Below are 12763 nucleotides of genomic sequence, written 5' to 3' on the forward strand. Positions count from 1 at the left end.
GTGCATCGCCAGGTGTGGGAATCCCCTGCCTCTAGGCCGGGGAGGACGTCAAGGATCGTCCTTGAGGTAGGTTCAATGACCCCTAGCGTTTTCGGTTGCTCAAGAAATGGGCATGCAGGGAATCGAGCACCAGGCCGGTTTCGGCCAGCAGCGCATCGTCATCGGCCAGCCGCTCACGGGCGCCGGCCAGAATCGCCTCGAACCCGCTCGCTTCCGGGACGGTCGGTCCGCCGACATCCAGCGCATGGACCATCCCCGCCAGACGCTGCAATCCTGGATTTGCCTCGAGGGCAAAGCTGGCCAGCAACACCTCGAAGGAAACCTTTTCACCGACATGGGTGAATGTCGCGCCGTCGAAATCGAAGCCCAGGGCGTCGGCGGGACAGTCACCGGGGGTTTCGAGCCACAGGAAACGAGCATGGGGATCGATAAAGCGCTGGATCAGCCACGCGCAAGCCACCCGGTCGACCCAAAGATGGCGGCGTGTCGCCCATAGCCGCCCCTGGTATTGCATGGGGTCGCGTCGCGCGATGGCCCCTGCGGCGGGGTGCGGCTCGCCCGGCGACAGGATTGTTTCAATGGCGCCCGTGAAGTCCCGCCACTGTGCCTCGGCGCGCAAGGACGCCTCGTTGGGAAAGAAGTCGATCTTGCGGATCGCCTCGTAGATGCGGCCGAGCCGTCGCTGCAGGCGATTGAGTTCGGCTTCACTTAGACTGGAAAGCGTCTGGCGGGCTTCCGAGACGGACGCGAGGAGTTCGGCGTAGTCGCTCGATCTGTCGAACAACGCGCGGTAGGCGGCAGCGTCGTCGTCCTCTTGGGGCTGCACCGTCAACAGCCAGGCCTGGCCGTCCTGCTGCTGTGTATCGTCGGCCAGTTCGCGGAACTGTTCCACTTGCTCGGCGCCGGCCGGCAGCAGATAAGCCCCGTCGCGCAAGGCGGCGCCGCCTAACGCCTTGAGCGTGCGCCAGATCCGCATGCGGGCGGTCGCACCCGATGTGGGAAGGCTGACGATCAGCAGGATCCAGGAGTCTTGGGACGTGGTCATGGAAGGCAGCATAGGGTTCCATCGCACAGGTTTCAATGATGTAGAGATCATTACAAAAACTGGGCCGATTGGGAGGCGGTCCCTCGAATCCCAATGGATCGGCATCGCCGCTGCCCGGGTTCGCCCGCGCAAACCACGGGACAGACCAGCCCGAAAGACCGGATCCGGTGTTACTCGCGCCGCACAAATCGGGCGCGGAAGGCTCCGCTGGCGTCAACGGTTTTGAACACTGGTTTTGCTTTGGTAAGGACGTGCGTGCGGTAAATGGCTCGTCGCGGAAATCCAGGCCCAGGATAGTCAGACATCGTTGGCCAGGCCGCAAACGTAAGGGATGTGGATCATCTTGCGCACCATTGAGATCCCGCCAACGGGGAATTTCCAGCCCTCTCTCGTCTTGTTGACGCCGATTAGCCGGCGTAAAGCCGGCACGCAATTTCGAGTAGCTTGGCGCAGACGACCAGCCAACGCATCCCGCCCTCCGGAAGCGCGAGACAAAACGTACCGGGTGCGCGGCGGCTTTGCGAGCGTCAACCTATTGCGAGGTACAACTCCCTATAAGCCCCAACGAGGTCATCGAGGCTGAACGAGCGGTTCAAACCGCTCGGATTTGGCAGGACCCACACTTTCGACCCGCCGAACATAGCGTTCTGGCGTCCCCACAAGACGTGCCGCTGACCTGAAATGGCCGCGTATGCGGCCTTTCCCAGGAAGGCGATATAGGTGGGGCGATAAAGCTCGATTTTCTTCAGTAACGCCGAAGTCGACTCAAGGAATTCATGCAGTGAAAGCTGATCGGCCCGCGCCGTAGGCCGGCCAACAGCTGTTGTCAATCCGCACCGATGGGCGAGCAGGTCCCGGTCGTTTTCGGCACGCATCAGCTCTGGCGTGAAACCGGCCAAATGTAGGGCGCGCCAGAAACGGTTGCCATTTCCTTCAAAATGGTGGCCCGTTGCCACCGCTCTCATGCCGGGATTTATTCCACAAAAAACGACCGCCAGGCCTTCCGACATTGCGTCTGGAAGTGACGTCAACGTAACTGTCCCGGGTGCGCAGGTAGCCATTTGTGTGCGGTTTCAACCGGCGAGCATCTTCCCGTTAAGGAGAATGTGCAGCGTTCTGACAAAGAGAATCACAATCGCGAGGCTCAGCATGGCGAGCAGGATGATTGCAATCACCTTCAGGGGCCAGGCCTGGACGAACATCGCGTATTTCAGCGCGGCACACGCCAGCGCTGCCATCGGAAAGCTGATCGCCCACCAACCGGTAGCAAACGGAATTCCCCTGCGAAACACCTTGGGTGCCAGTGTGAGGAATACGAAAAGACCGAAGTAGAACAGCAACCCGGAGAAGGTATCGACGTGCTGCGTAAAGTTGGTGTAGGCAAGAAAGCCCACTTCGAACGGCGCCATCAGGATTAGCAGCGAAGGGACCATGCCGGCGGGCAGCGGCTCGTGGTGAATCATTCGCGACATGATCATCGTAAAGAACAACAGGGCAATCATCGTTCCCACGGCCAGCGCGAACATGTTGACCTCATGCGCCCACGGCATTGGCATGGTCCCGCCGGCAACGGCGATATCCAGCGTGGCCACACCCGGGATGAACCAGGCGGGAACTGCGTGCGCGGCGTCGATCTTTCCCCGCAGCAGCCGGCCCGCAATCGCGAAACAGAGCGCGAGCGTGAAAATCGTACCTGCCGCCCACATGACTTCGGCGAGCGTCTGGCTCCGTTGGGCAACGACCGAGGAAAGCAGCAGGATAGCGATCGTGATCGTGCCGAAGAAATTGCCGGCGACGGGATGCCGGTATTCGGCGACGACCGCCTCAGGATGTTTGACTGCCTTGAAGAGATAGCCCGCGCTCAGCACGACGAATACAACCAGGGCGAGGATGCCGGCCGCTTCAGAGATCAGCGGAGTCACCCCAAATTCGTGGCTGGCCTGGCGCCACGCAATAGACAGTCCGGCAATACCCATTACCGACGCAAACAGGTTGACTGGCAGGTTTCTGATGGAAGCGGTTGTTCGCAAGGACTGCGGATGGGGACTCGAAAGCGTTGACACAGCACATTCTCCTGATTCTTGGGGACCCGGGACGTGGCGGCCAGAAAGCAGCCGATCAAGAGGCCGCGAATCGTTTGCCTCCTCGCTTGTCGGGGGGATTCGGCGGATAGTATTCTCTTCCACCGATGAAGATAATCTGTCATTATCGGGAATCATCCTCCCAAAAAATGAGAACATGGCTGATCGCTTCGAATCCATGTCGATCCTGGTGGCCGTGGTCGAAGCAGGCAGTTTTTCCGCCGCGGCGCGCCAACTCAAGATGCCGCTCGCAACGGTGAGCCGCAAGGTTGGAGACCTGGAGTCGCACCTGAAAACCCGACTCCTGCATCGCTCCACCCGACAGCTTGCTCTCACCGAAGCCGGGCAATCGTATGTCGCCGCATGCCGGCGCATTCTCGAGGAAGTGGGAGAGGCGGAGCGTGCGGCGTCCGGGGAATACGCGGCGCCCAAAGGCGAGCTGGTCATCACTGCACCCCTCGTCTTCGGACGCCTGCACGTCTTGCCCGTGGTCGCGGAATTCCTCAAGACTTATCCGGACATCGATGTGCGGATGGTGCTGACCGACCGCGTGGTGCCTCTTCTTGAAGAGCACGTCGACGTCGCATTGCGGGTTGCCGAACTGCCCGACAGCAGTTTCATCGCGGCACGGATTGGCACGGTGCGTCGGGTGGTGTGCGCAAGCCCCGCCTATTTCGCTGAACACGGCACGCCGACGAGCCCCCTTGAGCTCGCCGCGCATGCGTGCATTACATTCGAACAGATGGCATCCAGGCAGGTCTGGAGCTTCATGTCGGGCAAGTCGGAGATCGCGGTGCCGGTCCGTTCGCGGCTTGCCGTCAGCACTGCCGAAGCCGCAATCGATGCGGCGGTGGCCGGCGTCGGGATTACTCGCGTGGTGTCCTATCAGATGGCGAGCGCGTTGCGTGCCGGCGCACTCAAGATCGTGCTCGCACCGTTTGAGCCGGCGCCGTGGCCCATCAGCCTTGTGCACACCGGACAGGGAATCCTGCCGCTGAAGTTGCGCGCTTTTCTTGATTTCGCCACGCCGCGGTTGAAGGCCCGGGTGGTGGAGGTGGGGGTCTGACGTTTGCAGGTCGGGGGGCGTTGCAGGTGGGGCGGGAACGGTCGTCGCCGTCGATGGTCGCTCACGGCCATGAAGGGACCCTCGTCCGATACGCCGTCGAGACATTCACATGGCAGCTCCACTCAGCAAGCGGTCGTTCGATCGCCGAGAAACGGCGTCGCGTCATCGGCCGACAGGACCATGCAGCAGACGAAAGAAGAATGCGGGTGTTGGCTCGGGAGCCGCCTGGGCAGGGGAGTGCCGATGACCAGTGGGCAGAGTCCTAAGTCATTGATGGGGTTGGGAATCTGACCATCCGCCTGTGTCTTTCGATCCTAAAAAGGGACGCGAGAGGAACCTGCTCTACGCTGCGATAAACCAGGCGCGCAACGAGAAAGGCGTGAACATCCCGGACGTGAAGATCAAACGGCCGAAGACACCCGCCGCACGCACGCGACGCCGACAGGCCGGCGAGTTGGACCGCATCCTCCAGAGCAGCGAGCGCAGCCGCAGCAAGAACCTCAAGCCGGCCATCCTGCTCGCCATCGAGAATCGCACCTCGATTTACCGGTGGCTCAAAGCTGCCTGCGGGCGCCGAAAGGGGGAACGCGCGCTGGCCGCGCGGCGGGCCTGCCAAGCTCACAGCGCGCCAGCAAGCGCAGGTGTTGCGCTGGATTAACGGCAAGGGCCGGGCCGTCGGTTGGTACATATCAGGCTCCGCTGCCTGCAGGGGGAATCCCGCTGACACAGGACAACTCCGTGGCCGGCAAGTGCAGCATTCAAGCTACCAATGCCACCGGTACTGTCAGCACCCAGCAGGTCACTGTGACCACGTCGGGCGTGGTCCAGACTTTGCATTCTGATTGACGGGTGGCCGAGCTGCCACCCACGCTCACTGAAAGAGAAACAACGATGAAATTCCTTTGGAGGGCGGCGCTGGCCGCTGCGCTGTTGACCGGATGCGCCGTCTACACGCCCGGAGGGGCGGAGGAGCAGTAGTGGCCCCAGCCTCCGCTGTAGTCGATCCAGGCCCCGACCCCGGCGGATTTTGTCCTCCTGGACAAGCAAAGAAAGGGCGTCGCTGACGAGGCAGCTAAGAATCGGTTGAAAGCCGCCTTCGGGGTCAGCACGCCAGGCAGCCACTTGGGCTAACTGCAGGCACTGGCCGTGAGATGCCATCGCAATTGGCATCACAACCAGGCGCTATGCCACTGGCGATGTTGATCAGCATTATGCCGTCGGGTTCATTCAGGCGGGTCGAACTCCACCTTGATCGTGCCGCTGCGGATCGCCTCTTTGAACCTGGCATGATCGGCCTCGTTCTGGTCGGCGTACAGAAGCGAGAACGTGGCGATCGCCTTGTCGAACGCATCGCTCTTGCCCAGATATCCGGTAATGAGGGACGGATCGCCGGAGCGCGCGTGTGACAGCGCAAGTGACTGTCCGCACCAGTCGGCGAAGCCCAGCATTTCCACCTTGCCAAAGGTCTCGATGACAGGCTTGACCTTGATGTCGCGCAATTGGCGCAGATAGTAGTCGTACCCCAGCTCCCCCTTTGTCCAGCCGAGAAACATATCACTTGCGGGCTGCATCAGCCGATAACCATTGACGACACGTTGCCCATGATTGCGATAGACGCTCTTTCCCGCATAGGCTTCCAGCACCGAGGCGCGCGCCTCCTTGACCTGGAGGAAGAGCGGATCGCCCGCGCCGTCCATCAGCAGGACAACCCAGCAGCGGGTCCCTACGCTTCCCACCCCCACCACCTTGATGGCTTCATCCACGATCCGGTAGCGGTCGATGAGGACGCGCTGGGCTGGCGTCAGGCTTTCCCGATAGCGGTTGATGGCCTTCTTGACAGCAGACTCAAGTGTTCCGGGTTTTTGGCCTTGCGGATGAAAGATCGTGGGCCGTTCGTCCTTGATGATGGCCGAGTCGCCTGTGCCGGAAGCGAGTTTCGGGAACAGTTCTTCTGCCAGGCTGTGTACACGTTCTTTTTCCACTCTCCTGATGACGCGGCGGCGCAGCGCCGGATCGGCTATTGAGGCGATCAGCCCTTCCGCCTCTATCGCGTGGTACCAGAGATCCAGCGATTTCATTTCGCTGAAAGTCGCCATGTTCTCGCGGTACGAACGCACACAGGCGAGAACGGCATCATTTGCGATGGAGTCGCCTAGCCCGTTGTCACGGCTTGCAATCACGAAACTGGCGGCAAGACGCTTTAGATCCCAGTCCCACGGCGCAGGGAGAGTCTCGTCAAGATCGTTGATCGCAAAAATGATGTTGCGCTCCGCGGTCGCGAAGCCGCCGAAATTCATGAGGTGTGCGTCGCCGCAACACTGCACGTGTATTCCCGGGGTCGGCAGGGAGGTGAGATCATTCGCCATGTTCAGCGCGGCGCCACGATAAAACGTGAATGGCGACTGAACCATGCGTCCGTGTCGAAGCGCAAGCAGTTCCGGCAGGCGACCTTCGTCGGCTTGCTGGACGAGGTGGACGGGCTCGGCACGGTCGGCAGCGGGCTTCCACATGCCGTGCAAATGACGCGGACACTTTTCCCGAAGGCTTTTTCCCAGCGCACGCCGCTCTTTCCTCGAGCGAAAAGGCGTCCCCGAAACATCCGCAGTGGATTCTTTTGGCGTGGCATCCGTAACATTGCTCAACTGGCTTGTTTTCATGACAGACTCCACGCTTACGCTCCATTTAAATAACAATGGCACGTGACCAGTGCTCGAGGTTGATGCAGCTCAAGTGACCTGTAGAGCGAGCAGCCGAACGCGGCTGACCAAGCACATAGTGATGCTGCACAAGTGCCAGATGCATCATGTGCGGATTGATCAGCCACCCGCCCAATGACCCTGCCTCGATTCCACGTACAGCAGGGGTTTGCTAATTTTCTGTTGGCAGCCCAATCAGGCCTGGGTCAGCGACATCACGTTCGTGGCCACCGACGAAGGCTGGCTGTTCCTGGCGGCGATCCTGGATCTGTCCAGACGGCGCATCGTGGGCTGGTCAATGTCCGAGCGAATGCAGGCCGATCTGGTCTGCCAGGCCTTGCGCAGTGCTTGCTGGCAACGCAAACCGCCACCCGGGCTGCCACTACACTCGGCGGGAGCCAGTATGCAAGCCGGGCCTACCGGGCATTGGCCACCAAGTTCGGGATGCAAGTCTCGATGAGCCGGCGCGAGATACCCAGTCGGTTGGCCGCCGGCGGCAACTTGGCGCCGGCAAGTAGCCAATGAAAGTACTTCAGCATGCACTACACCGGCGAGCACCATGCGTGGTAACCGTGCGACGCGGGCGGATGTGATCTTGCGACAGCCATCTTTTCTCCTCGCGGCGGGATCAACACCCAAGGCCTAAAGATAATTTGCGGCGGATCAATTTACGTCGCGATTGCATACATATATTAGAAAAGGGCTGCACGCGACATTGGACGGTGATAGCGGGGTACCGCATTGACCGCCTGACAGACCCACGTGAGATTGATTTTGTACGCAGATTCCTTGCATTGGCTCACGCCAGTCTCGCGGCTCTGCCATGGACCCGAATATCGCCAGCATAGGTGGAATGGTCGAGGTCGTGCCCGGATTTCGGCACAAAGACGTACGGCATCTGGTCCATGAAGACGGCGCAAGAACAAGACAAACAGCCATGAAACTGCCACAGCACAAAGGCTTCTGCAGCAGCACTGCCCGCCTCCTTGGCCGGGTCGTCCGGGATTTCCGCGTCTGGCTTGGGGTGTGCGCACTACTTTCTGGCTGCACATCACTGGGCCCCACGACCATTGTTGCGGACCGATTCGACTACAGTGCGGCGATCGCCGACTCCTGGAAGCAGCAAACGCTGCTGAACATCGTCAAGCTACGCTACATGGACCTGCCAGTGTTCGTGGACGTGGCCTCTGTTGTCAGTGGCTATTCGCTGCAAGCAGGTGTGTCTGTGAGCGGCACCCTTTCAACGCAGAAGGCGGTGCAGGGAAATTTTCTTTCCTCGGGGGTACAGGGCGTCTATACAGACCGTCCCACCATCACCTATGCGCCGGCGACCGGCCAGAAATTTGTGCGTGGGCTGATGGAGCCCATTGATCCCAAGAACATCTTCTTCATGCTCCAGAGCGGCTTTGCTGCGGACTTTGTGCTGAGCATGGCAGTGGAGTCGCTCAACGGCGTGCGCAACCGCTCGACGGCTGCGGGGGCGATGCGGGAAGCGGATCCGGCATTCCTGCAGGCAATTGCGCTGCTGCGCGATGTACAGGCTGCCGGTGCGTTCGCAATGCGCGTGGAGGAGGACAAAGTCAAAGGTTCTACCGCCGTCCTCTTCTTCCGGCGCGAGGACATGCCGGTCGATATTGTGGAAAAGGTGACCGAGATCCGCCGCCTGCTTAAAATGCCCGCCGGGCCGCAAAAGTTCACGCTCAGGTATTCCCCGGCCCGCGGCGCAGATGACGAACTGACGGTGAACACCCGCTCGATGCTGCAAATCATGGGCGCCTTTTCCAGCTATATCGACGTCCCGGAGGAACACCTGAGACAACGCAGCGCACTACCGCCCGTCGCGCAGAGCACCGCAGAGACGCAAGAGACCGGCGTACGGATCCACAGCAGTAAGGAGAAGCCCGCAGATGCGTATGCGACCGTACGCTACCGCGAGTACTGGTTCTGGGTTGACCAGGGTGACCTGAAAACCAAACGCGCTCTCTCGGCCATCATGCTGTTTTTCACGTTGGCAGATACTGGCAGTAAGGAGGCACTGCCGCTGGTCACCATTCCCGCACAATAGCAGGGTAAGGTGATCAGGGTTGCCGTGAAAATATGGGGACGACCAAGGCACGAGGAACAAGCAATCCGGTCTTCCAATCGTTTTCAGAACAGAGTTCACGGCGAAAAAGCCCGATGCCGCCATCGGCGCTTGTTGCGATTTCGGGGGCGGTGAAAACGGTGCATTCTCCGCGGGCCTGCTGAACGGATGGACGGCAACAGGAACGCGGCGGGAATTCAAACTCGTTACCGACCTCGGCACCGGTGCGTTGATTGCGCCCTTCATCTCAGAATTCCAGTGTCTAGCGCCGGGAGCGGCTCCTGCCGCTCCTGAGTTTTTGCGAATGGGCTCTGTAGCTCAGCGGCCGCGATCCCGCGTGGCTTCGATGACGCTCGCCTTCTGGGCTTCAGTCATCTGGTGCCACAGGCCGATCTCCGCCAGCGTGCGGCGGCATCCCTGGCAATAGCGGGCTGCGCTATCCATCCTGCAGATGTTCACGCAGGGGTCGGCGATGGGCTGCGCGCCGCCAACGCACCCTGCATCGCTCATATCACCGTACCGCCGTTTGGGCTTATGATCTGGCCGACGAGATAGTGCTCACCCGCCAAGTATGTGGCCAGCGAGGCGTATTCTTCGACAGTGCCGAGCCGACCAGCGGGAATGACCTGCCACAACTGATTGCACTTCTCTTCGCCGGCCGCCTGGAGGTACCGAGCAAAGTCATCCGTGAGCACGCCACCCGGCGCGATGGCATTGACGAAGATGTTGGCCCCGGCCACCTCGGCCGCCACGGCCTTGGTGAAGGCAATGACGGCGCCCTTGGTCGCGCTGTAGTGCGGGCTGTGTGCGCTCATGGCCGAGATGCCCGCAATGGACGCGATATTGACAATCCTGCCGTAGCGCTGCGGCTCCATCCGCTTCAACGCCTCGCGCGTGCAGTAGAACACGCCGTGCACGTTGACGCCCCAGTACCGCATCCATTCGTCATCGCTCATCTGGCTGGTGAACTGCAACGACTGGCGCGGCACCGGCGTGGTGAGGTAGGCGTAGTGCTTGTTGCGGCGGGCCTCGTCCTCCGGCTGCACCGGCACCAGCGCCGCGTTGTTGACGAGGATGTGCACCGTGCCGAAGGCTTCATCGATGGCGCGGAACATCGAGGCGACCTGCTTGCTGGACGACACGTCGCATTGCAGGGCGAGGCAGCGCGCCCCGGATGCCTCGACGGCCTCGCGGGCCTGCGCGAGGATGACCGGGTCGATGTCGCAGATCGCCACGGTGGCGCCGGCGTTGCCGAATGCCGTCGCGATGGCCCTGCCAAGGCCCCGGCCGGCGCCGGTGACCAGTGCGACGCGCCCTTCCAGGTTCTTGCTTGCTTGGTTCATGATCTTTACGATTGCGTGGTGGGTTGAACGGTGGCACCCGCGATCGTCGCCTTGCTTGCGGCGCGAGCGGCGCAGGCGAAGAAGAGGACCGAACTGATGGCCAGGATGTCGGTGGCCAGCAGGACCTTGGTGAGCGGAGCGGACACGCCCCGGGCACCCAGCACGTCCACGGCCCAGCCGCTGCCAAGGTTGCCGATGGCGATGGCGAACACGTTGATGCACAGCATCGTGAAGCCCGTGACGGTGGCGCGGGTGTTCTCCGGCACCATGCTCATCGTGGCCGCGTTGACCGAGGCATACAGCGCCAGCGGCAGGAAGAAGCCCGCGCACAGGCCGACATACAGGACCAGCGAATCGGGGCTGGCGAAGCGGGCGGCAATCATGGCCGGACCGCACAGCACGACGAGCAACACCATCAGCGATGCGTGCGCGCCAGACGTCCGCCTCGCCACACGATCCCCCAGCACGCCGCCCGCGATGGATCCCAGCGTGCCGAACGCCAGTTGCAGCAGGCCGATACGCGTCGCGACGGTCGCCGCATCCATGCCGCGCTCCTTGACCAGCCAGAGCTGGGTGAACGACAGCGCGGCAAAGACCATGTGCACCAGCACGAAGCCGACGATGATGTTACGCATTGTGCTGTTCTCCCGCATGATGCCGAGCACCTTCGTCATCTGCTTCAGGAAGGGCGCGCCGCGCTCATGCGCCAGCGACTGGCTGCGATCTTCCTTCAGGAAGGCCAGCAGCACCGCGATAGCCACCCCCACCGCACCCAGCACATAGAACGTGTCACGCCATCCGATGGAAGCGCCAAACGTACCGGCGAGCAGGAAGCTGCAGCCCACACCCAACGGAATCCCCATGAAGAAGACACCCATTGCCATGCTGCGGCGCTCCTGCGAAAACAGTTCGGCGAGCAACGCGACCGCGGCCGGCACCAGGGCAGCCTCGCCGCTTGCCACGAAGAACCGGGCCACGACAAGCTGCTCGAAGCTCTCGGCGTGCCCGGAAGCCCAGGTGCAGAGACTCCAGATCAGCACGCCGGCGGCGATCACGCGGGTGCGGCTGAACCGGTCGGCAAGCGACCCCATGAAGACCGCCATCCCGCCAAAGCTGAGCACCCACACCGCACCGGCCAGGAAGCCGTACTGGGCATTGTTGAGGCCGATGTCCGCGATGATCTGCGGCGAGAATGCCAGCAGCATGTTGCGATCGATATGCGCCAGCAAATGGATCACCATCAAGCCGGCCAATACGGCATTAGGGCTGCGTTTCCAAAACATCATCTGTCTCCACGTCATTCTCTTGACCGGTAGCGCCGGCCAGGGCGCGATACGTCGTCGCGCCCCTCAGGTTTCTTGCTCCAGGAATCAGGCCACCTTGCGCAGCGGCACGCCACGCTGGGCAGACTTGCGGTTGGGCACCATGCCCAGTCGCGCCAGGGTCTCATCCGCGTCCTTGTAGAACGTGCCGGTCCGGTAGATGCGGTGGGCGTCCTCGCCACTGGCGACCTCGCGGTTCAGCTCGCGGGCGACGCGGACCATCTTCTCCACCTGCTGGACCGACGTGGCGCGCTTGCCGTCCGGGCCGAACAGCGTGTCTTCGATACCCACGCGCACGTGCATGCCCAGGGCAATGGCCATGGTCGTCATCGGCACGACGTTGCGGTGCAGCGTCTCGATCGTCAGCACCGCGCCGTCCGGCGTGCGGCGCGCGAACTCGATCATGTCGGCCGGATGCAGGCCGGCCGCCCCGCCACCGATCGCCACGTAGTTCAGGACCAGCGGGCCGCTGTACACGCCGCGGCGGATCAGGCGCTCGACGGTCTCCAGTTGCGTGAGATTGCCGAGCATGAAGTGCGGCTGGATGCCATTCGCAACCAGGCGCCTGATATGTTCCTCGTGCCACGACGGATTCGACGGGATGACCATGTCCCGGTAGGCGGCCTGGAGCGCCGGATTGATCAGCGAAGTACCGGCGGCATCGGCCGCGGTCGTCAGCTCCATGATGTTCATCTGGTTGGTATTGATCGCCACCGTCACCTGGTCGGGACGCGGCGTCAGTTCGGCCAGCATGTGGCGTGTGTCATCGTTGAGCCACTTGGCTGCCTGGGACTTGTCTTCCGGCGCGAAGGAGATCGAGCCGCCGACCTGCAGCACCATCTTGGGCACCGCCTCGCGCAGGCGTGCCAGCAGTTCATTGAACATCGACAGGCGCTTGCTGCCTTTGCCGTCGGCCTCGCGCACGTGCACGTGCAGCACCGTGGCGCCGGCGTTGTAGCAGTCGACCGCCTTCTGGACCTGTTCGTCCATGGTCACGGGCACATCGTCTGAATCGCCCGGTACCCATTGCGGCCCATAGGGCGCGACCTGGATCACAAGCTTTTCCTGGTTTTCGGGAAGGAGGGAGTCGTCAAGAAAGTGCATGGTGTCTCTCGTCTGTCGTGAGG

General features: G+C 61.9%; 11 protein-coding genes and 1 pseudogene. 4 read left to right on the plus strand and 8 right to left on the minus strand.

Annotated elements, in window-relative coordinates; all coding sequences use genetic code 11:
• Window positions 1–82: 82 nt before the first annotated feature.
• From CF70_RS27900 to CF70_RS27910, 3 genes are all read right to left on the minus strand, one after another.
• On the minus strand, window positions 83–1045 hold the full coding sequence (locus CF70_RS27900) for a chromate resistance protein ChrB domain-containing protein (RefSeq protein WP_035872971.1): 963 nt from the start codon (window positions 1043–1045) through the stop codon (window positions 83–85).
• 527 nt (window positions 1046–1572) lie between these two features.
• Window positions 1573–2055 (minus strand): G/U mismatch-specific DNA glycosylase, encoded by a 483-nt coding sequence (gene mug / locus CF70_RS27905; RefSeq protein WP_035872886.1) that lies wholly within the window; start codon window positions 2053–2055, stop codon window positions 1573–1575.
• A 63-nt stretch (window positions 2056–2118) separates the two neighbouring features.
• Window positions 2119–3108 carry an SLAC1 anion channel family protein gene (locus CF70_RS27910; RefSeq protein ID WP_035872889.1) on the minus strand — a complete coding sequence of 330 codons (990 nt, stop codon included), beginning with the start codon at window positions 3106–3108 and terminating at the stop codon, window positions 2119–2121.
• A gap of 175 nt (window positions 3109–3283) precedes the next feature.
• On the opposite strand from CF70_RS27910, the gene CF70_RS27915 reads away from it, so the two are divergent.
• Together CF70_RS27915 and CF70_RS27920 are read left to right on the plus strand one after the other, a co-directional pair.
• Window positions 3284–4192, plus strand: a complete 909-nt coding sequence (locus CF70_RS27915; protein WP_035872892.1) for a LysR family transcriptional regulator — start codon at window positions 3284–3286, stop codon at window positions 4190–4192.
• Between the two features lie 379 nt (window positions 4193–4571).
• Window positions 4572–4850, plus strand: coding sequence for a hypothetical protein (locus CF70_RS27920; protein ID WP_035872895.1), 279 nt, complete (start codon window positions 4572–4574; stop codon window positions 4848–4850).
• Window positions 4851–5415: 565 nt separating this feature from the next.
• Here CF70_RS27920 and CF70_RS27925 read toward each other — a convergent pair.
• Window positions 5416–6849 carry a DUF2252 domain-containing protein gene (locus tag CF70_RS27925; RefSeq protein WP_051649126.1) on the minus strand — a complete coding sequence of 478 codons (1434 nt, stop codon included), beginning with the start codon at window positions 6847–6849 and terminating at the stop codon, window positions 5416–5418.
• A gap of 223 nt (window positions 6850–7072) precedes the next feature.
• On the opposite strand from CF70_RS27925, the pseudogene CF70_RS35375 reads away from it, so the two are divergent.
• Window positions 7073–7356, plus strand: a pseudogene (locus tag CF70_RS35375) (DDE-type integrase/transposase/recombinase); the annotation flags it as partial.
• Between the two features lie 385 nt (window positions 7357–7741).
• Window positions 7742–8953, plus strand: a complete 1212-nt coding sequence (locus tag CF70_RS27930; protein WP_235185238.1) for a hypothetical protein — start codon at window positions 7742–7744, stop codon at window positions 8951–8953.
• 336 nt (window positions 8954–9289) lie between these two features.
• On the opposite strand, the gene CF70_RS27935 is transcribed toward CF70_RS27930, so the two are convergent.
• The 4 genes from CF70_RS27935 to CF70_RS27950 form a co-directional block, all read right to left on the minus strand.
• Window positions 9290–9481, minus strand: coding sequence for a DUF1289 domain-containing protein (locus tag CF70_RS27935; protein ID WP_035872902.1), 192 nt, complete (start codon window positions 9479–9481; stop codon window positions 9290–9292).
• Window positions 9478–10314 carry an SDR family NAD(P)-dependent oxidoreductase gene (locus CF70_RS27940; protein WP_035872906.1) on the minus strand — a complete coding sequence of 279 codons (837 nt, stop codon included), beginning with the start codon at window positions 10312–10314 and terminating at the stop codon, window positions 9478–9480. Before CF70_RS27940 ends, CF70_RS27935 begins: the two co-directional genes overlap by 4 nt.
• 5 nt (window positions 10315–10319) lie before the next feature.
• Entirely contained in the window at window positions 10320–11600 is a 1281-nt protein-coding gene (locus CF70_RS27945) for an MFS transporter (RefSeq protein WP_349675124.1), read from the minus strand.
• Window positions 11601–11684: 84 nt separating this feature from the next.
• Window positions 11685–12740 carry a 3-keto-5-aminohexanoate cleavage protein gene (locus CF70_RS27950; protein WP_035872909.1) on the minus strand — a complete coding sequence of 352 codons (1056 nt, stop codon included), beginning with the start codon at window positions 12738–12740 and terminating at the stop codon, window positions 11685–11687.
• Window positions 12741–12763: the final 23 nt, after the last annotated feature.

The organism is Cupriavidus sp. SK-3, from assembly GCF_000611145.1.
Classification (GTDB): domain Bacteria; phylum Pseudomonadota; class Gammaproteobacteria; order Burkholderiales; family Burkholderiaceae; genus Cupriavidus.